24 protein-coding genes are annotated in these 24,006 nt (G+C 65.8%); 7 read left to right on the top strand and 17 right to left on the bottom strand.

Translation table 11 applies throughout. The annotated features are described in order from the left end of the window. Window positions 1–575 (top strand): PE family protein (locus tag AWC27_RS30795; RefSeq protein WP_085669364.1); only part of this gene is annotated, 575 nt, incomplete at its 5' end. Between the two features lie 47 nt (window positions 576–622). On the opposite strand, the gene AWC27_RS04335 is transcribed toward AWC27_RS30795, so the two are convergent. After that, entirely contained in the window at window positions 623–1,084 is a 462-nt protein-coding gene (locus tag AWC27_RS04335; protein WP_085669363.1) for an SRPBCC family protein, read from the bottom strand. A 20-nt stretch (window positions 1,085–1,104) separates the two neighbouring features. After that, complete coding sequence (gene aldR / locus AWC27_RS04330; protein ID WP_085669377.1) at window positions 1,105–1,620, bottom strand: HTH-type transcriptional regulator AldR; 516 nt, start codon at window positions 1,618–1,620, stop codon at window positions 1,105–1,107. A 68-nt stretch (window positions 1,621–1,688) separates the two neighbouring features. Here aldR and ald point away from each other — a divergent pair, with 68 nt between their 5' ends. After that, window positions 1,689–2,804, top strand: a complete 1,116-nt coding sequence (gene ald, locus AWC27_RS04325; protein WP_085669362.1) for an alanine dehydrogenase — start codon at window positions 1,689–1,691, stop codon at window positions 2,802–2,804. Between the two features lie 16 nt (window positions 2,805–2,820). On the opposite strand, the gene AWC27_RS04320 is transcribed toward ald, so the two are convergent. The 6 genes from AWC27_RS04320 to AWC27_RS04295 all read right to left on the bottom strand — a co-directional run bounded on the left by AWC27_RS04320 (window position 2,821) and on the right by AWC27_RS04295 (window position 9,587). Continuing rightward, window positions 2,821–3,855: a nitronate monooxygenase gene (locus AWC27_RS04320; RefSeq protein ID WP_085669361.1), complete on the bottom strand. Its 1,035-nt coding sequence runs from the start codon at window positions 3,853–3,855 to the stop codon at window positions 2,821–2,823. A 4-nt stretch (window positions 3,856–3,859) separates the two neighbouring features. Continuing rightward, the gene (locus tag AWC27_RS04315; RefSeq protein WP_085669360.1) at window positions 3,860–5,176 is read right to left on the bottom strand and encodes a M16 family metallopeptidase; all 1,317 of its coding nucleotides are present in this window, start codon (window positions 5,174–5,176) and stop codon (window positions 3,860–3,862) included. Next, complete coding sequence (locus tag AWC27_RS04310; protein ID WP_169726708.1) at window positions 5,154–7,418, bottom strand: polyribonucleotide nucleotidyltransferase; 2,265 nt, start codon at window positions 7,416–7,418, stop codon at window positions 5,154–5,156. The genes AWC27_RS04315 and AWC27_RS04310 overlap by 23 nt, the downstream gene beginning before the upstream one ends. A gap of 307 nt (window positions 7,419–7,725) precedes the next feature. Continuing rightward, on the bottom strand, window positions 7,726–8,220 hold the full coding sequence (gene lppU / locus AWC27_RS04305; protein WP_085669359.1) for an LppU family putative lipoprotein: 495 nt from the start codon (window positions 8,218–8,220) through the stop codon (window positions 7,726–7,728). A gap of 11 nt (window positions 8,221–8,231) precedes the next feature. Further along, on the bottom strand, window positions 8,232–8,501 hold the full coding sequence (gene rpsO / locus AWC27_RS04300) for a 30S ribosomal protein S15 (protein ID WP_036354818.1): 270 nt from the start codon (window positions 8,499–8,501) through the stop codon (window positions 8,232–8,234). Between the two features lie 111 nt (window positions 8,502–8,612). Next, window positions 8,613–9,587, bottom strand: coding sequence for a bifunctional riboflavin kinase/FAD synthetase (locus AWC27_RS04295; protein WP_085669358.1), 975 nt, complete (start codon window positions 9,585–9,587; stop codon window positions 8,613–8,615). A gap of 80 nt (window positions 9,588–9,667) precedes the next feature. On the opposite strand from AWC27_RS04295, the gene mntR reads away from it, so the two are divergent. Further along, window positions 9,668–10,360: a manganese-binding transcriptional regulator MntR gene (gene mntR, locus AWC27_RS04290; RefSeq protein ID WP_085669357.1), complete on the top strand. Its 693-nt coding sequence runs from the start codon at window positions 9,668–9,670 to the stop codon at window positions 10,358–10,360. 8 nt (window positions 10,361–10,368) lie between these two features. On the opposite strand, the gene AWC27_RS04285 is transcribed toward mntR, so the two are convergent. The 5 genes from AWC27_RS04285 to AWC27_RS04265 form a co-directional block, all read right to left on the bottom strand. Continuing rightward, window positions 10,369–11,601: an acyl-CoA dehydrogenase family protein gene (locus AWC27_RS04285; RefSeq protein ID WP_085669356.1), complete on the bottom strand. Its 1,233-nt coding sequence runs from the start codon at window positions 11,599–11,601 to the stop codon at window positions 10,369–10,371. Window positions 11,602–11,611: 10 nt separating this feature from the next. Continuing rightward, window positions 11,612–12,817 (bottom strand): lipid-transfer protein, encoded by a 1,206-nt coding sequence (locus AWC27_RS04280; RefSeq protein WP_372516807.1) that lies wholly within the window; start codon window positions 12,815–12,817, stop codon window positions 11,612–11,614. Window positions 12,818–12,949: 132 nt separating this feature from the next. Then, window positions 12,950–13,837, bottom strand: a complete 888-nt coding sequence (gene truB, locus AWC27_RS04275) for a tRNA pseudouridine(55) synthase TruB (RefSeq protein ID WP_085669355.1) — start codon at window positions 13,835–13,837, stop codon at window positions 12,950–12,952. After that, window positions 13,834–14,514 carry a 4'-phosphopantetheinyl transferase PptT gene (pptT, locus tag AWC27_RS04270; protein WP_085669354.1) on the bottom strand — a complete coding sequence of 227 codons (681 nt, stop codon included), beginning with the start codon at window positions 14,512–14,514 and terminating at the stop codon, window positions 13,834–13,836. Before pptT ends, truB begins: the two co-directional genes overlap by 4 nt. Then, window positions 14,511–15,476, bottom strand: a complete 966-nt coding sequence (locus tag AWC27_RS04265; RefSeq protein ID WP_083111542.1) for a metallophosphoesterase family protein — start codon at window positions 15,474–15,476, stop codon at window positions 14,511–14,513. Before AWC27_RS04265 ends, pptT begins: the two co-directional genes overlap by 4 nt. Window positions 15,477–15,568: 92 nt before the next feature. Here AWC27_RS04265 and AWC27_RS04260 point away from each other — a divergent pair, with 92 nt between their 5' ends. Together AWC27_RS04260 and AWC27_RS04255 are read left to right on the top strand one after the other, a co-directional pair. Next, on the top strand, window positions 15,569–16,153 hold the full coding sequence (locus AWC27_RS04260; protein WP_085669353.1) for a DUF3558 domain-containing protein: 585 nt from the start codon (window positions 15,569–15,571) through the stop codon (window positions 16,151–16,153). Window positions 16,154–16,164: 11 nt separating this feature from the next. Beyond that, window positions 16,165–17,826 (top strand): CocE/NonD family hydrolase, encoded by a 1,662-nt coding sequence (locus AWC27_RS04255; protein WP_085669352.1) that lies wholly within the window; start codon window positions 16,165–16,167, stop codon window positions 17,824–17,826. On the opposite strand, the gene AWC27_RS04250 is transcribed toward AWC27_RS04255, so the two are convergent. Genes AWC27_RS04250 through AWC27_RS04235 form a run of 4 tightly spaced genes read right to left on the bottom strand, consistent with a single transcriptional unit; the run spans window position 17,785 to window position 21,060 of the window. Further along, complete coding sequence (locus tag AWC27_RS04250; protein WP_085669351.1) at window positions 17,785–18,330, bottom strand: DUF1802 family protein; 546 nt, start codon at window positions 18,328–18,330, stop codon at window positions 17,785–17,787. The genes AWC27_RS04255 and AWC27_RS04250 overlap by 42 nt on opposite strands. After that, window positions 18,327–18,596, bottom strand: coding sequence for a DUF2277 domain-containing protein (locus tag AWC27_RS04245; protein ID WP_085669350.1), 270 nt, complete (start codon window positions 18,594–18,596; stop codon window positions 18,327–18,329). The genes AWC27_RS04250 and AWC27_RS04245 overlap by 4 nt, the downstream gene beginning before the upstream one ends. 23 nt (window positions 18,597–18,619) lie before the next feature. Continuing rightward, window positions 18,620–19,834, bottom strand: coding sequence for a PPE family protein (locus AWC27_RS04240; RefSeq protein WP_139836759.1), 1,215 nt, complete (start codon window positions 19,832–19,834; stop codon window positions 18,620–18,622). Window positions 19,835–19,854: 20 nt separating this feature from the next. Further along, entirely contained in the window at window positions 19,855–21,060 is a 1,206-nt protein-coding gene (locus AWC27_RS04235; RefSeq protein ID WP_085669348.1) for a PPE family protein, read from the bottom strand. Window positions 21,061–21,401: 341 nt separating this feature from the next. Here AWC27_RS04235 and AWC27_RS04230 point away from each other — a divergent pair, with 341 nt between their 5' ends. Both AWC27_RS04230 and AWC27_RS04225 read left to right on the top strand, forming a co-directional pair. Then, window positions 21,402–22,151 (top strand): enoyl-CoA hydratase, encoded by a 750-nt coding sequence (locus AWC27_RS04230; protein WP_085669347.1) that lies wholly within the window; start codon window positions 21,402–21,404, stop codon window positions 22,149–22,151. 562 nt (window positions 22,152–22,713) lie between these two features. Continuing rightward, the gene (locus AWC27_RS04225; RefSeq protein ID WP_085669346.1) at window positions 22,714–23,994 is read left to right on the top strand and encodes an MFS transporter; all 1,281 of its coding nucleotides are present in this window, start codon (window positions 22,714–22,716) and stop codon (window positions 23,992–23,994) included. The last annotated feature ends 12 nt before the right edge of the window (window positions 23,995–24,006 follow it).

The following is a 24,006-nucleotide window of genomic DNA, read 5'->3' as shown; positions in this document are numbered from 1 at the left end:
GTCATGGCGGCGCCGGCGGGCTGCTCTTCGGCGACGGCGGCGACGGCGGGGCGGGCGGTATCGCCGGGGCCGGCGGCAAGGGGGGCACCGGCGGCGCAGGCGGGACTGGCGGCCTGGGCGGCGCGGGTGGTACAGGCGGAATCGGCGGCGGTGTCGGCGGGGCCGGCGGCACCGGCGGCAATGGCGACACCGGCGGTGGCGGTGGCAACGGCGGCCACGGTGGCTTGCTGTACGGGGCAGGTGGAGCTGGCGGATCCGGTGGCAACGGCGGCCAAGGCGGCGCAGGCGGCATAGGCGACGGCGCTGACGGGGCCGCCGGAATCGGCGGTGGCGGCGGCAACGGCGCTAACGGCGGCGACAGCGGGCGAGTGGGCAACGGTGGCGCCGGCGGGGCCGGTGGCGCCGGCGGCTCCGGTCTGGCCAGCGGGTCCGGCGGCTCCGGCGGCAATGGCGGCAACGCCGATCTCATCGGCGACGGCGGTGACGGCGGAGCCGGTGCTGGCGGGGCGGCGGGCGGGGCGGGCGGCCATCCCGGGGCGCTCTACGGTCACGCCGGAGTATCTGGATCGCCATAGCCGGCAGGCAGCGCAGGGCCTATGCGCAACGCCGGACGGAGTTCCTGCTAACCGGCCTCAGCGCGTTGCTTGAGGCGCTGCAGGGTGAGCCGGATGTGCTCGGCGTTGGCGGCGGCGCGATCCGGGACACCGGTGGCCCTGCTCGCGATTTTGCGGAACCACCCCGGCCGCCGATCCCAGGTGCTCTCGGTGACCCGGCACCCGCCGTCGGCCGCGACGATGTCGTACTGCCAGCGCGCGATCGGCAGCAGGGTGTGGCTGACATCGAACGCGAACGTGCGACCCGGATCTGCATCGGTGACGGTGCACTTGGTGGTCCAGCGCTTGCCGTTGTTTTCGTTGTGTCCGACGAAGACGGCCCCCTGCGCGACGCCACCGCCCTTGCGCCATTCCATCGCCACCGCTTCCTCGGCCAGCGTGGCCAACGTCGGTAAGTCGGTGACCAGTCGATACACCTCATCCGGACTGGCGTCGATCTGCACGGTCTCCGTTGCCGAAGGATCAGTCATTGGCTGATCATAGCCAGCCGTCAGATCGGGGCGGCCCCGCGCAGATGCTCGAAAATCAGCGACGTCTGGGTACCCGCGACGTCGGCGTCGGCGTTGAGGTTCTCGACCACGAACGAACGCAAGTCGTCGGTGTCGCGTGCCGCGACATGCAGGATGAAATCGTCGGCGCCGGCCAGGAAATAGACGTCCATCACCTGACGCCTGCGCCGGATCTGCTGGATGAAGCTGCGGATCTTTCCCCGCGCGTGCGACTGCAGGGTCACTGCGATCATGGCTTGCAGCGGCAACCCCACTGCGACCGGATCGATGTCGGTGTAGAAGCCGCGAATCACGCCCAGGTCTACCAAGCGCTTGAACCGGCCATGACAGGTTGAGGGCGCAATCCCCACCGCCTCGGCCAGCGCATTGTTGGTGATCCTGGCATCACCGTGCAGCGCGCTCAGAATGGCGCGATCCACGTCATCAAGATCAGCCGGCCGAACATCCTTCGGCAAGTCGCCGGAATAATGCTCTCGCGTCGGTGAATCATCAGCCATGCAGCCATCATATAGAATCTTCATCGTTCAGATTGCGCTTATACCGAAGTTTCTTCACACTAAGACCCATGCGAATCGGCATTCCTACCGAGACCAAGAACAACGAATTCCGGGTGGCCATCACCCCCGCCGGCGTGGCCGCGTTGACCCATCGCGGCCACGAAGTACTAATCCAGTCCGGCGCCGGAGAAGGTTCAGCCATCACCGACTCAGATTTCAAAGCGGCGGGCGCCCAATTGATTACGACCGCCGAACAGGTGTGGGCAGAGGCCGATCTGCTGCTCAAGGTCAAAGAGCCGATGCCGGTCGAATACGACCGGCTGCGCCGTGGCCAGACCCTGTTCACCTACCTGCATCTGGCCGCATCGCGACCGTGCACCGATGCACTGCTGGCTTCCGGCACCACCTCGATCGCCTACGAGACCGTCCAGACGCCCGACGGCGCACTACCGTTGCTGGCCCCGATGAGCGAAGTCGCCGGGCGGCTGTCCGCCCAGGTGGGCGCCTACCACCTGATGCGGACACACGGCGGGCGGGGCGTGCTGATGGGCGGTGTCCCCGGAGTGGAGCCCGCTGACGTCGTGGTGATCGGCGGCGGCAGCGCGGGCCACAACGCCGCACGGATCGCCAGCGGCATGGGTGCTGCGGTCACGGTTTTCGACGTCAACATCGCCACGCTTCGAGCTCTCGACGCCGAATTCGGCGTCGGCATCCGTACCCGCTATTCGCTGCCCTACGAGCTCGAGGACGCCGTCAAGCGTGCCGACCTTGTGATCGGAGCCGTTCTGCTGCCCGGCGCCAGGGCGCCCAAGCTGATTTCGAATTCGCTTGTCGCACATATGAAATCCGGAGCGGTGCTGGTGGACATCGCCATCGATCAGGGTGGCTGTTTCGAAGATTCGCGGCCTACCACCCACGACGACCCCACGTTCGCCGTGCACGACACGCTGTTTTATTGCGTGGCGAACATGCCGAGCGCAACCCCCAAGACGTCGACATTCGCCTTAACCAACGCAACCATGCCGTATGTGCTCAAGCTCGCCGACCAGGGCTGGCAAGCGGCCTGCCGGTCGGATCATGCTCTGGCCAAAGGCCTTTCGACACACGACGGCGCACTGCTATCCGAGCAGGTGGCCACCGACCTGGGTATGCCGTTCACCCAACCGGAAAGCGTACTGGCTTAACCGCCGGCCGGGACAACTACAACGCGCGCGGATCGGGCGTCAGGGCAGCGATGATGTCGGCCGCTGGCCCGGCACAGGCGTCGCGGTAGGACGTTCCCGCCCACAGGTTGGTTCCGTGCGGATCTTCGGCCTGGATCGCCGCCGCGCGGATCGGCTTCGTCATCTGGTTGACCTCGGGATAGCCCAGCGGCGCCAGGTGGTCGAGCAGCCGCGTGAAGTTGTTGGCCAACCCGCGCGCATACCTGCCCGAGAACGCCCGGGTGACCAGAGTCGAGTCGAATTCGGGATTCTTCAGGGCGACCCGGTGTGCGGAGTTGGTGCCGGCTTCGTCGGCGAGTAGCAGCGCGGTACCGACTTGTGCAGCGACCGCACCCCGGCGCAGCACGGCCGCGACGTCGTCGGCGGTGCCCAGACCGCCGGCCGCGATGAGCGGAACATCGTGTGCGCTGCCGATCCGCTCGAGCAGCTGATTCAGTGACTCCTCGCCGGGCTCCATATCCGGTGCGAAGGTGCCCCGGTGCCCACCGGCGCCCGGGCCCTGGACCACCAAGTTGTCCGCCCCCGCCGCGACAGCCACCCCGGCCTCATAGGCTGACGTCACGGTGACCGACACCAGCAGTCCCAGCGCGCTCAACCGGCGAATGACATCCGGTGCTGGCGCGCCGAAGGTGAAGGAGACCAATTCCGGGCGGATGTCGGCGACGACTTCGAGCTTGCGGTCCCAGTCGTCGTTATCCCCGTAAGTCGGGCGACCCACCTCGACGTGATAGAAATCGGCGACCTCTTCGAGTTCTTCGGCGTAGTACTCCAGCTGCAGCCAATCGGCGACGCTGGGCTGCGGGACGAACAGATTGGCTCCGATGGGGCCGGTGGTCGCCGCACGCGCCGCGGTGATGTCTTCGGCGAACCGCTCGGCGGTGAGGTAGCCGCCGGCCACGAAGCCCAGCCCACCGGCGTTGGACACCGCCGCGGCCAATGCCGGCGTGCCGGGACCGCCGGCCATCGGTGCACCGACGATCGGCACCGCGATATCCCAGAAACCCAGTACCATCGGCTTAACTTACCATCGCTCGAAGTTGTTGCGGCAGTGACCGTTTCGAGGCATAGGGGCCGAGGACCGCGGCACCGTAGCGCTTGCTCAGCAGGCGGTGGGCCACCGCATTGACCTCCTCGACGGTAACCTGCTCAATCTGCTGCAGAGTGTGCTCGATGCTGCGATGCATGCCGTAGTTCAATTCGCTGCGCCCGATTCGGCTCATCCTCGAACTGGAGTCCTCCAGCCCGAGCACCAGCCCACCCCGCAACGACCCTTTGGCGATCCGGCACTCCTCCTCCGTGATGCCATCGCGTGCCACCGACTCCAGCACTTCGGCGGTTACCCGCATGACGTCGGCGAAACGTTCTGGCAGGCATGCCGCATACACCGAGAGCGCCCCGCTGTCGGCGAAGATGTCCAGCGCTGAGTAAACCGAGTAGGCCAGCCCGCGGGCTTCCCGGATCTCCTGGAACAACCGCGAGCTCAGGCCGCCGCCCAGCGCGGTATGCAGCACCGACAGCGCCCAGCGATGCTCCCAGCCGCGACCGGGCGTCCGGACGCCCATCGACACGTGGGTTTGCTCGGCGTCGCGATTGACCAACGTCAGCCCCGGACTTCCGTTGACCCGCCCGCCGCCCTTGCGCGGGGCCACCGGCCGTCGCCCGCGGACCAGCCGCGCCCGGAAATGTTCGCGCACCAGCGCTACCACCTCGGCATGGTCGACATTGCCGGCCACCGCGACGACCATCCGGTCCGGCGTGTAGCGCCGCTGGTGAAACGAGTGCAACTGAGCCCGCGTCATCGCCGACACGGATTGCGCGCTGCCGATCACCGGGCGGCCCACCGGGTGGTCGCCGAACAATGCGCTCAGGAATATGTCGGCCAGCGCGTCCTCAGGGTCGTCGTCGCGCATCGCGATCTCTTCGAGGACGACGTCGCGTTCCAACTCGACGTCACCGGCCGCACAGCGCCCGTTGAGTACCACATCGGCAACCAGGTCGACGGCCAACGCCAGGTCGCTATCGAGCACATGCGCGTAGTAGCAGGTGTGCTCTTTGGCGGTGAACGCGTTGAGTTCGCCGCCCACGGCGTCCATTGCCTGCGCGATATCCACGGCCGTGCGCGTCGGTGTGGACTTGAACAGCAGGTGCTCGAGGAAATGCGCTGCCCCGGCTACCGTGCTTCCCTCGTCGCGTGAGCCCACCCCGACCCAGACGCCGACCGACGCCGAGCGCACCGCTGGAAGGTATTCGGTGACAACCCGCAGACCGCCCGGCAGCGTCGTGCGACGCACGGCACGGGCGGTCTCTGGATCAGCTGGTGACCGTCGCGGCATCGGCTGGCGCTGCCCCCGAATCAGCGGGCGCTGCGGCCTCTGCAGTGTCGTCTTCGGCTACCAGGACGAGCGAGATCTTGCCCCGCTTGTCGATATCGGCGATCTCCACCCGCAGCTTGTCGCCGACGTTGACTACGTCCTCGACCTTCGCGATCCGCTTGCCCTTGCCGAGTTTGGAGATGTGCACCAAACCGTCGCGTCCGGGCAGCAGCGAAACGAAGGCACCGAAATCCGTTGTCTTGACCACGGTTCCGAGGAACCGCTCGCCTACCGTCGGCAACTGGGGGTTGGCGATGGCGTTGATCTTGTCGATCGCGGCCTGCGCCGAGGGCCCATCGGTGGCGCCGACGAACACCGTCCCGTCGTCCTCGATGGAGATCTGCGCGCCGGTCTCCTCGGTGATCGCGTTGATCACCTTGCCCTTGGGTCCGATGACCTCGCCGATCTTGTCCACCGGGACCTTGATGGTGGTCACCCGGGGAGCGAACGGGCTCATCTCATCGGGCGAATCGATGGCCTCGGCCATGACCTCGAGAATGGTCAAGCGGGCATCCTTGGCCTGCGCGAGCGCGCCCGCGAGCACCTTTGACGGGATGCCGTCGAGCTTGGTGTCCAGCTGCAACGCGGTGACGAAGTCCTTGGTGCCGGCGCACTTGAAGTCCATGTCGCCGAATGCATCTTCAGCACCCAGGATGTCGGTCAGGGTGACATAGCGGGTTTCACCCTCAATGTCGTCGGACACCAGGCCCATCGCGATGCCGGCCACCGGCGCCTTCAGCGGCACACCGGCGTTGAGCAGAGCGAGCGTGGACGCGCACACCGAACCCATCGACGTCGAGCCATTTGAACCCAGCGCTTCGGATACCTGGCGGATGGCGTAGGGGAATTCCTCGACGCCGGGCAGCACCGGAATCAGGGCCCGCTCGGCCAGCGCGCCGTGCCCGATCTCACGCCGCTTGGGCGAGCCGACCCGGCCCGTCTCGCCGGTGGAGAACGGCGGGAAGTTGTAGTGGTGCATGTAGCGCTTGGACGTCTCGGGCCCCAGCGAGTCGATCTGCTGGGCCATCTTGACCATGTCCAGCGTGGTCACGCCCAGGATCTGGGTCTCGCCACGCTCGAAGAGCGCGCTGCCGTGCGCCCGCGGCACCACCGCGACCTCGGCCGACAACGCCCGAATGTCGGTGATGCCCCGGCCGTCGATGCGGAAGTGGTCGGTGAGGATGCGCTGGCGAACCAGCTTCTTGGTCAACGACCGGAACGCGGCGCTGATCTCCTTCTCCCGGCCCTCGTAGGTGGCGGCGAGCCGCTCGATGACCTCGGCCTTGATCTCGTCCGTGCGCTGCTCGCGTTCGGCCTTGCCACCGATGGTCAGAGCCTTGGCCAGCTCGTCGGTGGCCACCGAGGCGACCGAGTAGTACACGTCTTCGTGGTAGTCGGGGAAGGTCGGGTAATCACCGACGGGCTTGGCGGCCGCGTCGGCCAGCTCCTGCTGAGCGGTGCACAGCGCGGCGATGAACGGCTTGGCGGCCTCCAGGCCTTCGGCCACAACGGTTTCCGTCGGCGCGGGGGCGCCGCCCTCGACCAGCTCGATGACCTTTTCGGTGGCCTCAGCCTCGACCATCATGATCGCGACGTCTTTTTGGTCACCATCGCCGGCTGTCCGGCCGGCCACCACCATGTCGAACACGGCGCGCTCGAGCTGCTCGACGGTGGGGAACGCGACCCAGGTGCCATCGATCAGCGCCACCCGCACGCCCCCGACGGGTCCCGAGAACGGCAGCCCGCTTATCTGGGTGGAGGCCGACGCGGCGTTGATTGCCAGCACGTCGTAGAGGTCGTTGGGATCCAGGCTCAGGATCGTCACCACGACCTGGATCTCGTTGCGCAGGCCGTCGACGAACGACGGGCGCAGGGGGCGGTCGATGAGCCGGCAGGTCAGGATCGCGTCGGTGGACGGACGGCCCTCGCGCCGGAAGAACGAACCGGGGATGCGGCCGGCGGCATACATCCGCTCCTCAACATCAACCGTCAACGGGAAGAAGTCGAAGTGCTCCTTGGGGCTCTTGCTGGCGGTGGTTGCCGACAGCAACATGTTCTCGTCGTCCAGATACGCGACCACGGCTCCGGCGGCCTGTCGGGCCATCCGGCCGGTCTCGAAACGAATGGTGCGGGTGCCAAAGCTCCCGTTGTCGATGATGGCGGTTGATTCGAACACGCCTTCTTCAATTTCAGCTGCAGACATGTGTGTCCGTGCGGCCTCTCTGAGTAATTCAGCTGTTTCGCGCGTCACGCACGCCGAAGGAATCCCTAACAGCAAAACCTGAATGCGGCTACGGCCATCGATCGAAGCGGCCGACCTTACCCCAGATCCGGAGAGCCCGGCAGCCACTACCGAGGACCGCCCGAGACAGGCTGGGCTGCTCCCTTGACCATGCATAGTGACTCGCTGGAACGGAACTCGCGGATCTGCGTGGACCGCACCATTTGCTGGACCGATCAGGCCCAGAACAGCCTCACTCTACACGGGCAATATCGCAGCATTGCGAGAACTAGCCGGACACGTTCTCGACACAAACCGCAAACCGCCGCTGGCTATAGGCGTAGCCCAGACCGCTGGCGCACTGATAGACGGTGACAGGCGGGTCAAGGTCATTGAGGATCTGGGTGGCGCGCTGACGATGCGGCACCGACGCGTCGTTGCAGTCCACCCGGACCGGGTCGGCGATATGGCGGGGGTCGACGCTCATGCAGCCACCGATCACCCAGTCGATGTCCAGGCAGACGGTGTTGTTCGAGCCGCTGATCGAATTGTGCATCGAATAGGAGGAATCGATGTCGGCCGGGCACTGCGCCCGTTCGGCCACCGCGGCGACGACCTTGAAGTTCGACGTCGGGCTGCCGCACTGTGCCTTCGCGGCCTGCGGCCGATCCGGTGTGCCGCCGAGTTTGAGGCAATCGCCCACTTTGAAATCGGCGACGTTGTTTGCGGTCGAGCATCCGGCCACTGCCGCGGCGGCGCACACCGCCAAGAGCAAGGCGCGCATGGCGCCGACGGTCAGCGACGCAGGCCCAGGCGCTCGATGAGCGAACGGTAGCGCTCCACGTCAACCTGTGTGAGGTACTTGACCAGCCGCTTGCGGCGACCCACCAGCAGCAGCAACCCACGCCGGGAGTGGTGGTCGTGCTTGTGCACCTTGAGGTGCTCGGTCAAATCGGCGATCCGCTTGGTCAACAGCGCGATCTGCGCTTCCGGCGACCCGGTGTCGGTCTCGTGCAGTCCGTAGGACTTCAGAATTTCTTTCTTCTGCTCGGCGGTAAGCGCCACGAAATATCTCCATCATTGGGGTCCGCGATCAGATTCTTACGGCGCGGCCACCGCGAACCGCAGCACGCGCCGATGTCGTCGGGCAGTTTAGCAGCGCACCCGCACCGCGGGTTAACTCGCGGCCAGCAGCGCCCGGGTCCGCTCGGTGTCGGCGCCGATTTCGGCGACGAGATCGCGAACCGAGTCGAACATCTTCTGACCCCGCACCCGCGCCACGAAATCCAGCGCGACGTGCTGACCGTACAGGTCGGCCGTGGTGTCCAGCACGAACGCCTCGACGGTGCGGGTGCGTCCGGAGAAGGTCGGATTGGTGCCAATCGATACCGCGGCCTGGTAACGCTCCCCCGGAACGACGGTGCCGGGCACCGGTGCATGCCCGAGCACGGTGAACCACGCGGCGTACACACCGTCGGCCGGGATTGCCGAATACATCGGCGGCGCGACGTTCGCCGTGGGAAACCCCAGCTGGGCGCCCCGCCCGTATCCGCGAACGACCACACCCTCGACGCGGTGTGGGCGGCCCAGCGCTTCGGTGGCCGCAACCACGTCGCCCGCGTCCACGCACGACCGGATGTAGGTGGAGGAAAAGGTGACGGTCTCGTTGCTGTGGTGCTCGGAGAGCAATGACATGCCCTCCACGGCGAACCCGAATCGCTCGCCGGCCTTACGCAGCAGGTTGACGTTGCCGGCCGCCTTCTTGCCGAAGGTGAAGTTCTCCCCGACCACGACCTCGACCACGTGCAGGTGCTCGACAAGTAGCTCGTGGATGTAGCGCTCGGGCGTGAGTTTCATGAAGTCGGTGGTGAACGGCATCACCAGGAATACGTCGATGCCGAGCTCCTCGACCAGCTCGGCGCGGCGGGTCAGCGTCGTCAGCTGCGCCGGGTGGCTGCCGGGATAGACGACCTCCATGGGGTGCGGGTCGAAGGTCATCAGCACCGACGGCACACCGCGGGTGCGGCCGGCCTTTACCGCGTGTGCGATCAGTTCGGCGTGCCCGCGATGCACCCCGTCGAACACCCCGACGGTAAGCACGCATCTGCCCCAGTCTGTGGGGATTTCGTCTTGCCCACGCCACCGCTGCACGATCGCCAGCCTACGACCCGACCCCGCGCGTGGGGTAATAAAAAACCCATCCGGCGCAGGGTTGCCTAAACTTTCTGGTTGTGAAGGCTGACGACGAACGTGGCGGTCTCACCGCGGTTGCCCAGGACTATCTGAAAGTCATCTGGACCGCTCAGGAGTGGTCGCGGGAGAAGGTCAGCACCAAGATGCTGGCCGAGAAGATCGGGGTGTCGGCCAGCACCGCTTCGGAGTCCATCCGCAAGCTCGCCGAGCAGGGCCTGGTCGATCACGAGAAGTACGGCGCGGTGACGCTGACCGACTCGGGGCGGCGCGCGGCCCTGGCCATGGTGCGCCGGCACCGGCTGCTGGAGACCTTTCTGGTCAATGAACTCGGCTACAGCTGGGACGAAGTGCACGACGAGGCCGAGGTGCTCGAGCACGCGGTATCCGATCGCCTGATGGCACGCATCGACGCCAAACTGGGCTTCCCGCGGCGCGATCCGCACGGCGATCCGATCCCGGCCACCGATGGTCAGGTGCCGACGCCGCCGGCGCGTCAGCTATGGGCCTGCCGCGACGGCGAGACCGGAACAGTTGCGCGCATCTCCGACTCCGACCCGGAAATGCTGCGCTACTTCGACAGCGTCGGGATCAGCCTGGACTCGCGGCTGCGCGTGCTGACCCGCCGGGAATTCGCCGGCATGGTCTCGGTTGCCATCGAGTCAGCGGACGGCGCGGCATCCACCGTGGATCTGGGTAGCCCGGCGGCCCGAGCCATCTGGGTAGTTGGCTAATTCGGGCTTTAACCCGACAACAGGCCCTTGGCGATGTGGGTCACCTGTACCTCGTTGCTGCCCGCGTAGATCATCAGTGACTTCGCATCGCGGGCTAGCTGTTCCACGCGGTACTCGGCCATGTACCCGTTGCCGCCGAACAACTGCACGGCATCCATCGCGACGTCGGTGGCGGTCTCCGAGGAGTACAACTTGATCGCCGATGCTTCGGCCAGCGTCAGCGGTTTTCCCGCCCGCTCCCGCTCGATCGACTGAAACACCATGTTCTGCACGTTCATCCGGGCGATCTCCATCTTGGCCAGCTTGAGCTGAATCAGCTGGAACTGCCCGATGTTCTTGCCCCACAGCGTGCGAGCCTTCGCGTAATCCACGCACAGCCGGTGGCATTCGTTGATGATGCCCAGCGCCATCGTCGCGATCCCAATCCGTTCGACGGTGAAATTGGCGCGGGCGCTGTCACGGCCGTCCCCGCTGGCCTGTTCGCTCTCGCCGAGCAGCCGATCCGGGCTCAGCCGCACGTTGTCGAAGAACAATTCGCCCGTCGGCGAGGACATCATGCCCATCTTCTTGAACGGTTTGCCCTGGGTCAGGCCCGGCATTCCCGCGTCGAGCACAAATACCAGCACGGGCCGGTTGCGTTTGTCGACCGAGGAGTCACCCTCGTCGAGTTTCGCGTAGACCACCAGGACGTCGGCGTAGGGCCCATTGGTGATAAACGTCTTGTGCCCGTTGAGGATGTAGTCTTCCCCGTCGCGTTTGACGTAACTCTTCATGCCGCCAAACGCGTCCGAGCCCGAGTCTGGCTCGGTGATGGCCCATGCCGCGATCTTCGTCAGCGACATCAGGTCGGGCAACCAGCGTTCCTTCTGGGCTAGCGTCCCGCGGCTGGCGATGGTCGCCGCACCCAGGCCGATGCTGACGGTTGCGGTGCTCAGCACACCGATGCTGACCCTCGCGAGTTCGGACACCAGCACCGCCATCATCGATCCCTGCGCGCCGCCGCCCAAACCATCTGAGCTGCCCCGCTTTTCGCCGCCGCCCGCGCGTTCGCGGTCCAACATCTTTTTGACCGACTCGGCGCCCATCACGTCGAGCCCGAACTGGCTGTACAGCTTGCGCATGATCGGGTAGGGCGACAGCGCGCCGGTTTCCAATTCGTCCAGGTGCGGACGGATCTCCTTATCGACGAACTGGCGAACGGCGTCGCGGACCATCAAGTCGGTGTCGGACCACTCGATCAAGGTTGGCTCCCTAGCGTTCGGCGCGCTGGTAGGCGGTGACGACGGCGGCGCCGCCCAGCCCGATGTTGTGTTGCAGTGCCGCGGTGACGTTGTCGACCTGTCTCTTGTCGGCGGTGCCGCGCAACTGCCACGTCAGCTCGCTGCACTGGGCCAGTCCGGTCGCGCCCAGCGGGTGGCCCTTGGAGATCAGCCCGCCGGAGGGGTTGACCACCCAGCGCCCGCCGTAGGTGGTCTGGTTGTCGTCGATCAGTTTGGGTGCCTCGCCCTCGCCACACAGCCCCAGTGCCTCGTAGAGCAGCAGTTCGTTCGCGGAGAAGCAGTCGTGCAGCTCGATCACCTGGAAGTCTTCCGGCCCGAGCCCGGACTGGTGGTAAACCTGTTGGGCGGCTTGCACATTCATGTCGTACCCGATGATGTTACGGGCGCTGCCGTCGAACGTGGAGGCGAAGTCGGTGGTCATCGCCTGCCCGACAATCTCCACGGCTTGACCGGCCAGGTTGTGCTTGGCGACGTAATCCTCACTGGCCAGCACCACCGCGGCCGAGCCGTCAGAGGTCGGCGAGCACTGCAACTTGGTGAGCGGATCGGAGATCATCTTGGCGGCCAGGATGTCCTCGAGGGTGTACTCCTCCTGGAACTGCGCATTGGGGTTGTTCACCGAATGCTTGTGGTTCTTGAGACCGATCTTCGCGAAATGCTCGGCGGTGGTGCCGTATTTCTTCATGTGCTCCCGGCCGGCTGCCCCGAACATCCACGGCGCGACCGGAAATGCGAATTCATCGATCTCGGCCAATGCCTTGACGTGCCTACCCATCGGCGACTCCCGATCCTGTGCGCCGCCCTGCAGCGCACCGGGCTGCATCTTCTCGAAGCCCAGCGCCAGCACGCAGTCGGCCACTCCCCCGCGGATGGCCTGCGCGCCGAGGAACAGCGCGGTGGACCCGGTAGAGCAGTTGTTGTTCACGTTGACGATCGGGATGCCCGTCATGCCGAGTTCGTAGAGAGCGCGCTGCCCGGAGGTTGAGTCGCCCGCAACGTAGCCGACATAGCCCTGCTCGATCTCGCTGTAGTCGATGCCGGCGTCCTCGAGCGCTTTGGTGCCGGACTCCTTGGCCATCTGCGGGTAGTCCCAGCCTTCGCGACGGCCGGGCTTTTCGAACTTCGTCATGCCGACGCCGACGACATAGACCCTATGAGCTGACTTGCTAGGCATCATTGCCCCCTTCACCGGAGAAGCGACTCGATCCCAAGTGTGCAACCTGGTCGTGTGCAGCTACGGACCGGGGCCTGTTGCGTTATCGCCGAGCCTGCAATTTCGCAGGCCCCTACTCGCACGTTGTCTGCAGATTTACAGGGTCGACGGGCGGATCACGACTACCGACTTGGTGCGTACACCCTCGTCGCGCAGCAGCGCGATCACCCGGTCGTCGGCGTCGGCGGCCGCGTACACGCCTTCGATACCGGCCGCCGACAGCGGCCTGCCATTGCGCGCGGCGTCAACCTCCTCGGCGCTGAGGTCGCGGCGGGTAAACAACAGCAGGCAAGCCTCGTCGAGACTCAGGCTCAGCCGCGGCCGCTCGGCTAAATCGTCCAGCGTCAGCGCTTGCGCCAGATCGAAACTGCCGACGCGGGTGCGGCGCAGCGACGTCAGATGGCCGCCGACGGCCAGCGCATCGCCCAGATCGCGTGCCAGCGCGCGGATGTAGGTCCCCGACGAGCAGTCGACTTCGACATCGAGATCGACGAGCTGATCCTGGCGTCGGGCCGCCAGCACCTCGAACCGATCGACACGCACCGGCCGGGATGCGAGCTCGACGGCCTGACCCTGGCGTACCAACTGATAAGCGCGCTGACCGCCGACCTTGATCGCACTGACCGCCGACGGCACCTGGCTGATGTCGCCACGCAGCCCCGCGATCGCTGCCGCAATCTCCTCATCGGTAATCGCCTCGGCCGGAACCGCTCGCAGCAGGTCACCTTCGGCGTCTTCGGTGGAGGTGGTCTGCCCCAGGCGAATGGTGGCGGCATACGACTTGGTGGCTGCCGTCAGCAAGCCCAGGATCTTGGTGGCACGCTCGATGCCGATCACCAGCACGCCGGTGGCCATCGGGTCCAGCGTGCCCGCATGGCCCACCCGGCGGGTGGCGAAGATGCGCCGGCACCGGCCCACCACGTCGTGACTGGTCATCCCCGCCGGTTTGTCGACAACGACGATGCCCGGACCCGCCGAACTCATAGCACGATCGCGGTCAGCACCAGTCCGCGTTCGACCGACCAGCGCCCGGCCAACGTTCGCAGCGGCGGACCGGAAAGGGCGGCCGGGTCGATCAGAATCCGAGAGGTAAAGCGACCCGTCGTCGAGCTGTCGGCTTCGAAGCTGATGTGCGCGTCTTCGAATCCCAGCCACCGCTTGGTCAGCGGAAACCACGCCTTGTACGTCGCCTCCTTGGCGCAGAACAGGATTCGATCCCAATGCAGCCCGTCGGGCATGGCATTAGGCATCTCGCTGCGCTCGGCCGGCAGGCTGATTGCATCCAGCACACCACCGGGCAGGACGTCGTGCGGTTCGGCGTCGATACCCACCGAACGCAGCGCGCCGTTGCGCCCCACCACGGCACCCCGGTAGCCGGTGCAGTGCGTGAGGCTGCCCACCACGCCGTCGGGCCAGCACGGTTCGCCCTTGTCGCCCTTGAGGATTGGCACCGGTGGCACGCCGAGCTGACGCAGTGCGGTGCGGGCGCAGTGCCGGACGGTGATGAATTCGTTGCGCCGCTTGGCCACCGATTTAGCGATCAGCGGCTCCTCTTCGGGCAGCGGCGTCAGCCCGGGCGGATCGGAATACAACTCGGCGTACGCCAGCTCGTCGACCACGGTGCCCGGCAACACCGACGGCACCAGCATGCTTGCGGTCATCGTGACTGCCGCTGCCGCAATCGTTCCCGGAACTTGGTGGCCTGCGCCTTCATTTCGGGCGTGATCACGAAATGACCGCCGAAGTCGTTGAGGTAGCCAGGCGCGTACTCAGGATCCGGCAGTACTTGGCGCAGCCAGCTGTAGGGCTTGCGACGGCGCCACTCGCGCGGGTAGCCCACCGACACCTCTTCGAAGCGCACGCCGTCGTACCAGGTGGTCCGCGGAATGTGTAGGTGGCCGTAGACCGAACAGACGGCGTTGTAGCGCGTGTGCCAGTCGGCGGTCTTGGTAGTTCCGCACCACAGCGAGAACTCCGGGTAGAACAGCGCTTCGCAGGGTTCTCGCACCATCGGAAAGTGGTTGACCAGCACGGTCGGTTGCATCCAGTCGAGCTGTTCTAGCCGGGCCCGGGTGGCTGCCACCCGCTCGCGACACCAGGCTTCGCGGGTGGGATACGGCTCGGGCGAGAGCAGATATTCGTCGGTGGCCACCACATTGCGTTCCCGGGCGATGGTCACGCCCTCGGCTTTGCTCGTCGCCCCGGCCGGCAAGAACGAATAGTCGTACAGCAAGAACATCGGCACGATGGTGGCCGGCCCGCCCCGCTCCGTCCAGACCGGGAACGGATGCTCGGGTGTGACGACGCCCATCTCGTCACAGATGTTGACCAGATACTCGTAGCGCGCCCGGCCGAAGATCTGCATCGGATCCCGGTTAGTGGTCCACAGTTCGTGGTTGCCGGGCACCCAGATCACCTTCGCGAACCGCCGTCGCAGCAGGTCGAGAGCCCAACGGATCTCGTCGGTGCGTTCGGCGACATCCCCGGCGACGATCAGCCAGTCGTCGGGTGACGACGGGTGCAGCGATTCGGTGACGGGCTTGTTGCCCAGATGACCGGTGTGCAGATCGGAGACCGCCCACAGCGTCGGCTGTCCGCCACCGCCCGACTCGTGTCTCGTCACGACTAACCACCCTAACGTCCAGGTTCGACTGTGACGGCGCGCACGCGACTTGTACACTCCCGGCAAAGGGACCGCCAACGCCAGGGGGTGTCGTGTTCGCCAGGGTGCGTTTGCTCGGAGCGCTTGGTGCAGTGGTTGCCGCGGTGGTAATCGGTGTCGCGAGCTGGCAGAGCATGCCGCCTTCGCCGGCCGGCGGCGCGACGTTCGAGTTGCGGTCGACCGCCGAACCGATGTCGACCACCATGAAGAGCCCGATCGTGGCGACCAACGATCCGAGCCCCTTCGACCCCTGCAACCAGATTCCCTTCGATGCGGTGCAACGCCTCGGCCTGGCATTCACCCCGCCGGAAGCCGAGGAGGGGTTGCGGTGCCACTACGACGCCGGCAACTACCAGCTCGCCGTTGAACCCATCACCTGGCGAACCTACGCCCAGACGCTGCCGGCCGACGCCATCGAGACCACGATCGCCGGGCACCGCGCCGCGCAGTACTGGGTTTTGAAGCCGACCTATCACAACAGCTACTGGTTCGCCTCCTGCATGGTCGCCTTCAAGACCAGCTACGGAGTGATCCAGCAGGCGCTGTTCTACTCGACGGTCTACTCGGAGCCCGATGTGGACTGCCCTTCGACCAACCTGCAACGCGCGAACGACCTCGTCCCGTTCTACAAGTTCTAGCAAGTTACAGGTTGACCAACCCGATCCGCGCCGCTGTCGGCAGACTGCTGGGTCTGCCGCCTGCGACCGCCCGCTACTCCGTACGCCGCGTCCGGATCCCGATGCGCGACGGGGTCAACCTGGTGGCCGACCACTACGCACCGATCACCGACGAGCCGGCCGGCACCTTGCTGGTGCGGGGTCCCTATGGGCGCAGGCTTCCGTTCTCACTGGTTTTCGCCAGGTTGTACGCAGCCCGCGGGTATCACGTGGTGCTGCAAAGCGTGCGGGGCACCTTCGGATCCGCCGGCGAGTTCGAGCCCATGGTCAATGAAGCAGCCGACGGTGCCGACACGGTCAAGTGGCTGCGTGAGCAACCCTGGTTCACCGGCCAGTTCGGCACCATCGGCCTGTCCTACCTGGGCTTCACGCAGTGGGCGCTGCTGCACGATCCGCCGCCGGAGCTGGCCGCGGCCGTCATCACCGTGGGGCCGCACGATTTCCGGGCCTCGACGTGGGGCACCGGGTCGTTCGCGGTCAACGACTTCCTGGGGTGGAGCGATCTGGTTGCCCGCCAGGAAGATCCGGTGCGCATCCGCGCTGGGATCCGCCAGCTGACGTCCCCGCGGCGGGTGGCGCGCGCCCTTGAGGCGGTGCCGATGGGCCCCGCGGCGCGGGCATTGCTCGGTGAAGGCGCACCGTGGTTCGAATCGTGGTTGGAACACGCCGACGGCGACCACCCGTTCTGGGACCGGTTGCGCTTTCCTGCGGCATTGGACCGCGTTCAGGTACCAGTGCTGCTCATCGGCGGCTGGCAGGACATCTTTTTGCACCAGACGCTGCAGCAATACCGGCATTTGCGGGACCGGGGCGTGAACGTCGCGCTGACCATCGGGCCATGGACACACACCCAGATGCTCACCAAGGGCCTGGCGATCGGCGCGCAGGAGTCACTGGACTGGCTCGGCGCCCACCTGGGCGGCGCGCCAGCGCTACAGCGCCCCAGCACCGTGCGGATCTTCGTGACCGGCCAAGGCTGGCGTCACCTCTCGGATTGGCCGCCGCAAACCCGCCGGCGTGCACTGTATCTACAGCCCAACGGCCGCCTCGGCGAATCCGCACCGGCGGCCACCTCAACTGGACAACCGCCGCCGGCAACGTTCCGCTACGACCCGGCCGACCCGACCCCGACCACGGGCGGTCCGCTGCTGGCGCCGACCGGCGGCTACCGCGACGACAGCCGGCTGGCGTTGCGCGACGATGTGCTGGCCTTCACGGGCCCCACCCTGACCCACGACTTGTACGTCTACGGAAACCCCGTCATCGAGCTGAGGCACTCTTCGGACAACCCACACGTCGATCTGTTCGCCCGGGTCAGCGAGGTCGACGCGCGGGGCAGGTCGCGCAACGTCAGCGACGGCTACCAACGTCTCGGTGACGCCCCGCAGACCGTCACAGTCGAACTCGACGCGATCGCACACCGATTCAAGGCGGGCTCACGCATTCGGGTGCTGATCGCCGGCAGCTGGTTTCCCCGCTACGCGCGCAATCTCGGCAACCACGAACCGGCCTTGACCGCCCGGCAGGTCACGCCGGTCACCCACGCGGTGCACTTCGGCGACTCGCGGTTATTGCTCCCGGTGGGCGAACTCTCAGCCGACGGCGTCGCGAACCCGGGCAGCGACCTGGGCTAGCGTCGCATCGTCGTGCACCGGCGACGCCAACGGCGGACACACGTCGAGCTGAACCCAACTGGTACAGCCGGCGTAGTCGGGGATCCTGGCCAGTGGCACCGGTCGCGTCAGCGCAATGGCGGAGACCACCAGTACGGCGAGCTTGTGCTTGGGCCGGAAATCGAGCCGGTCAGCGCGCACCGACTCAGTGGTCCAGATATGCAGGTCCTCGATCTCTTCCAGTCCTTCGGGCCGGCTAACTGTTAGTGCGGCAACAACTTTCGCCGCCGCGCGTACCAGCAACCGCTCGTCGGTGCTGTCGGCGGCCGCGGGCCCCAGCAAGTCCTGGTGTTCGGGTCGAACCCGTTCGGCGTGGCTGTGCGCCACCGTCGGGAACAACAAGAACTCCTGGGCGGCTACTTCGAACCGCTTTTCGCCGATGCCGCCCTTGCGCAGCAGCACGGTCTGGCGGCCGTCCAGCAGCGCATGCACTGCCGCACTCCACTCTTTGAGCGCGGGCGTCATTGCGATCTCGCCAGCCGGGCCAGCACCTCGGGGCGGCGCAGCGGCGGCATGGTCTTGGGCGGCTGGCGCCGCGGCGGCAGGGCGTCCAGTAGCCGCGTGGTGGTGGCAGTGACCTCGGCGACGGCGGCTTCGAAGGCTTCGGCGTTAGCCGCTGACGGATGGGTGATGCCGCTGACCTTGCGCACGTACTGGCGCGCCGCGGCCGCGATCTCCTGAGCTGTGGCCGGTGGTTCCAGCCCACGCAATTCGGTGATGTTCCGGCACATGTCTCAACGATAGGTGTGCGGGGCTACCCGGCAGAGGGGCAACGGTGCATCACGCGGTAACGGAATCCGTATCTTTGGTCGGCCACCGAGCTATGCCGGGCGGCCGAGGTCATCGGCACACCCGACAGGACCGCGTTCGTCTTAGCGGCGGCCATTTTGCCCACGATGTCGAGCTGCTCCTCCCACGGGCCGCCCTGAAACGCCCGGACGGTGGCTTCCCAACTTCTCGGTGTCGACAAGGATCCCGTCGAGCCGGCCTTGCCCATCACCGCCGACACCGGTCTGGCCATCCTCTCGAGGTGGTCCAGCTCATCGAAATAGGGCTGGACTTGCCCGGCACCACCGCGCGCCCCGATCGGAAATTTTGCGCCCCAGTTGTCCAGCACCGAAGACCCTGAGTCACCGGCGCCACCGGGTGTCCCCGGTATGGCCTGCTGCACGATGGAGACGCTATACAGCGTTGCCCCCAACAGTAAATAACTCTGCCCGAGGAGCCGAACCAGCGTGGTCCGTTCGGCGGGCGTGAGGTCGGGCAGATGCGCCTCGAGCCACTGCACGAATTCTTCCCACCACGAGAGCACCGAGTGCGTCGACAATTGCTGCAGCGCAAGGGATACGGCAGAGCTGGAGACAAACTGCCAAGCCCTCGACGACATCGTCGATTCGAACGTAGCCTTGGCTACCGCGGCCGCTTGCCGCTGTGGTCCAGTCAGGTCGGTCGTCGCCGGCGCGGGCGTGAACGCGGTGAGCACGGTCGCGGTTGCCGAGGAACCCGCATAGCAGTACATCGCGGCTGCGTCTTGAGCCCACATCTCGGCATATTCGGCCTCGGTGGCCGCGATCGCAGCGGTGTTCTGCCCGAAGAAATTGGTGGCGACGAGCGCCATCAACAAGGCGCGATTGGCGGCGACGGCCGGCGGAGGCACGGTCATGGCGAATGCCGTCTCATAGGCGGCGGCGGCCATCCGTGCGCGGCTGGCAGTCTCTTCGGCCTGGGTGGCGGTGGCGCCGAGCCACGTGACGAAGGGGTTGGCGGCCGACACCATCGCCGCGGCCGCCGGGCCGATCCACGGTCCGCTGGTCAGCTCGGCGATCACCGACGCGTAGCCAGACGCCGTCGCGCCCAGTTCGGCAGCCAAGCCATCCCAGGCAGCCGCGGCTGAGAGCAGGGATCCCGAACCGGGACCGGAGTACATGCGCGCGGAATTGATCTCCGGGGGCAACGCCCCGTAATCCATAGCCATCTGCGGCAGAAGTCTTATCCGGCAAACGGTGGGCGCGCCATGACGGTGGGGCGCACACCGTATCGCGGTCCGGAGCCAGATGCGCTGTGCCCTGGTCCGGCAAACGGCATGCCGCCCAACATGTTTCCGGTGCCCGCGGCTGCGTCGGGAGTGAATTTCAGCGTTTCGATCGGCATGCGCACCGGCATTGGCTCGGGCTGCGGTCCGGCTCCTGCCCAGGACGGCGGAACCGACAGCCGGCCGAGCGAGGAGGAATGGCCCATGCTGGCCGAGACCGGCCCACCGCTGCCCAACAAGCCGCCGAGCCCCGCCAAACCGCTTGGGGCGGCCGCGCTGGCGGCTGCGGCGGTACTGCCGCCGAGCAACCCCAACGTCTTGCTCGACTGAACGAAGTTGTTGGCCATACCGATGCTGAAGTAGGGCAAACCCTCGGTGTTGTAGAAGAAGCTGGCATAGGGCTGCAGGTCGGTGAGCAGCGCCGCGAGCGAGGTGGGAAAAACGGTGGTGCCGAACAGAATCTGCCAAAGCCACTGCAGTGGGTTGTCCGCCAGCAGATGCGAGGCGATCGGCCCGGACAGGCCGGACAGCGCCTGGGGAACGCCCGAAATGAGACGAGCGAGCGCCGACTGGCTGGCACCGGCTGCGGTGGCGGCGGCGTGAGCGACCGCAGCGCCCTGTCCGGCACCGGCGGCGGGATTGACGATGTGCGGCGGCTGCTCGAACGGGGTCAACCGCGTGGCCGATGCGTTAGCGGCGGCGTACTCGTACATCGCCGCGGCGTCTTGGGCCCACATTTGGCCGTACTCGGCTTCCAGAGCGGCGATGGCTGCACTGTTATGGCCGTAGATATTCGTCGAGCGCAACTCGGCCAGCTGCATCCGGTTGGCCAGAATCTGCGGCGGTGGCACCATCGCGGCGAGGGCGGTCTCGTAGGCAGCCACCGATGCTCTGGCCTGCATGGCCGTCTGCTCGGCTTGGGCGGCGGCGGCCCTGGTCCACACGACGTAGGGTGTGACGGCATCGGCCATCGCCGTCGACGCCGGACCCAGCCACTCTTCCCCAGTCAGCTGCGTGATCAGGGTTTCATAGCAGGTGGCGGCCGAATCCAGTTCTACTGCAAGCCCGTTCCAGGCAGATGCCGCGGCCGTCATCGGCATCGACCCCGGGCCGGTATACATTCGCGCGGAATTGATTTCCGGTGGTAAACCACCAAAATCCATCGCTTCGTCTCCTTGCTGAGGGAAGTGGCGGCGTTCACCGTTGGCGCTCGCACTAACCGTTGATCTCAAAGAGTGAGTCGGTAACAGTATTTTAATGAAACCGTTGTCATCTGCACCTATTGGCGCTTCGAGACCAAGGTAACGGTCCACCGCCAAAAGTCAAAGATCGTTGACAATTGTTCATCCGGCGTACACCTCGCGCCGCCACGAGTTTCTGAAAACGCCAAACTGATTCGTGCAGTGCAGGGACCTTAGCCCTCGCGGTGTACGCGGACAAAACCGCTGGTCGGTAACGTGTTGACCGGGGCGCACCCCCGCCCGGGCGACAAAGGAGGATTCACATGGCCGACGACATCCTGTTAATCGACACAACCGAGCGGGTGCGCACGCTGACCCTGAACCGGCCGCAATCACGCAATGCACTGTCTTCGGCTCTGCGAGATCAATTCTTCGGCGCCCTGGCCGACACAGAGACCGACCACAGCGTCGACGTCGTAATCGTTACCGGCACCGATCCGGTGTTCTGCGCCGGATTGGACCTTAAGGAGCTGGGCGGACAATCGGCGCTGCCGGACATCTCACCGCGCTGGCCGGCCCTGACCAAGCCGGTGATTGGCGCGATCAACGGCGCCGCGGTAACGGGTGGGCTGGAGCTGGCGCTCTACTGCGACATCCTGATCGCTTCCGAACAGGCGCGGTTTGCCGATACGCACGCCCGCGTCGGGTTGCTGCCCACCTGGGGACTCAGCGTGCGATTGCCGCAGAAGGTGGGTGTGGGGCTGGCCCGGCGGATGAGCATGACCGGGGACTACCTGTCGGCCGCCGACGCGCTGCGGGCCGGTCTGGTCACCGAAGTGGTGCCGCACGAACAACTGCTTGCCACCGCCCGCCAGGTGGCGGCCTCGATCGTCGGCAACAACCAGGACGCGGTGCGCGCGTTGCTTGCCTCCTACCACCGGATCGACGAGTCGCAGAACGCAGCGGGGTTGTGGCAGGAAGCGATGGCCGCCAGGCAGTTTCGCACCAGCGGCGACGACATCGCCGCCAACCGCGAGGCCGTGCTGCAGCGCGGGCGTTCCCAGGTGCGCTAGCCGGGCGCGGCGGGTCGCCGCCATCGGGCCAAGCGGCGATCGCAAGCGCGGCGAAGCCGGGCGCGGCGGGTCGCCGCCATCGGGCCAAGCGGCGATCGCAAGCGCGGCGAAGCCGGCCCCTGTCAAATAACTTTACGAATAGCTGCTGTTTTCCGCCGCAATTTCCCCGAAGGATTGAGGGCATATTGCCACCATTGCCGGGACGCGGCGGGCGATTTTGTGCAAAATCCTGACATATCAGTCACTGTCAGGCCAATTCGGCGGCGCCGCGGCTAACAGTTGATGCATCGCGCCCTGCCTTCCGCCGATATCGCCGTGTCATAATCGAACCAGGTAACGCGAGGTCACCGAGGTATGTGCGCGTGCTGTGCGCGACCACGAGTGGCGGGAGCACTCCTGCTTCCCAATAAATCTGTCGTATGCGTCCGGCATGATGCCGCGGCGCATTAGCAGCATGCCGGAAAGTAAAAGTAATGATAGATCGTTTATTCACGACGGTAAAAATGCACGGCGAGCGTGGCTTCACGCGCGTTCCATGGATCGTTCCAACGGGGTCGGCGCCATGAGGGAAATCGTTGACCGATTTCGCACCTTTAACAGGCCCACCCAGGTTTTGATGGTTAACCACTTGGGTATCAACGTCGGTTTCTACATGTTGATGCCGTACATGGCCGGCTACCTGGCCGGGCCTCTTGGATTAGCCGCGTGGGCCGTCGGCTTAGTGCTTGGTGTCCGCAACTTCACACAGCAGGGCATGTTTTTTCTGGGCGGCTCTCTCGCCGACCGGTTCGGATACAAGCCGGTAATTGTGGGCGGGTGTCTGCTGCAGACCGGCGCATTTGCGCTTCTGGGAATCGCGCAGTCGTTGCCGAGTTTGTTGACTGCTGCTGCGGCAACGGGTTTGGCAGGGGCGCTATTCAACCCCGCGGTACGTGCGTATGTCGCAGCCGACTCCGCGGACCGGAAAATTGAAGCCTTTGCAGTGTTCAACGTCTTCTACCAGGCGGGTATCCTGCTCGGACCACTCTTGGGTGTGGCGCTGCTGACACTCAACTTCAGGATTGCCATCTTGGCCGCAGCTGCTGTCTTCGCGATGCTGACCCTCACCCAACTGCTTGTACTGCCGCAGCGGGCCGCCGATCCCGAACCGACAACTGCGGCACGAAAATCTGTTCGTCAGAGCTGGTGGGTCGTTATCCGCAATCGGCGTTTCATGTGGTTCGCCGCTACCATGGCAGGCCGTTACGTGCTGTCTTTCCAGATCCATTTTGTTCTGCCAATTCAGGCCGCGTTCATAGCGCCGCAAAACCACTCCGTTTTGGTGGCAGCAATGTTCGCGGTGTCGGGCGTGGTCGCTATCGCGAGCCAATTGCGCATCACCCAGTGGCTTGCCACAAGATGGGGAACGGGCGGCAGCCTGGTGATTACAGCGATTGCCATGGCGGCTTCATTCGTACCGCTCGCGGTGGTGCCCAATGCCGCGCGGTTCGGCTTGCTGCCCGCGGTGGCCGCATTGTTGTTGTCGACCGCGTTGCTTAACACCGCTTCCGCGACCATGTTTCCTTTCGAGATGCGTAAGGTCGCAGCGCTGGCAGACGACCAACTCGTAGCCACGCACTACGGGTTCTATAGCACCGTCGTGGGTGTCGGGGTTCTTTTCGGCAACCTCGCTATGGGCTCGTTGATGAGCGCGGCGCATCAATTCGGTATCGATGAAATAATCTGGTTGACGTTAATTGTGGTCGGCCTGGTGACGGTAGTCGGACTGCATCAGCTGGACACGTATTCACCCGGTGTGCGCCGGAGGGCCGCCGCGCAAATACTCGCGCTGGCGGCTGAGTAATCGGCCTCTGCA

Source organism: Mycobacterium szulgai, assembly GCF_002116635.1.
Classification (GTDB): Bacteria; Actinomycetota; Actinomycetes; order Mycobacteriales; family Mycobacteriaceae; genus Mycobacterium; species Mycobacterium szulgai.
The sequence above is the reverse complement of the archived record's forward strand: the minus strand, read 5'-3'. Positions and strand labels throughout refer to the sequence as shown.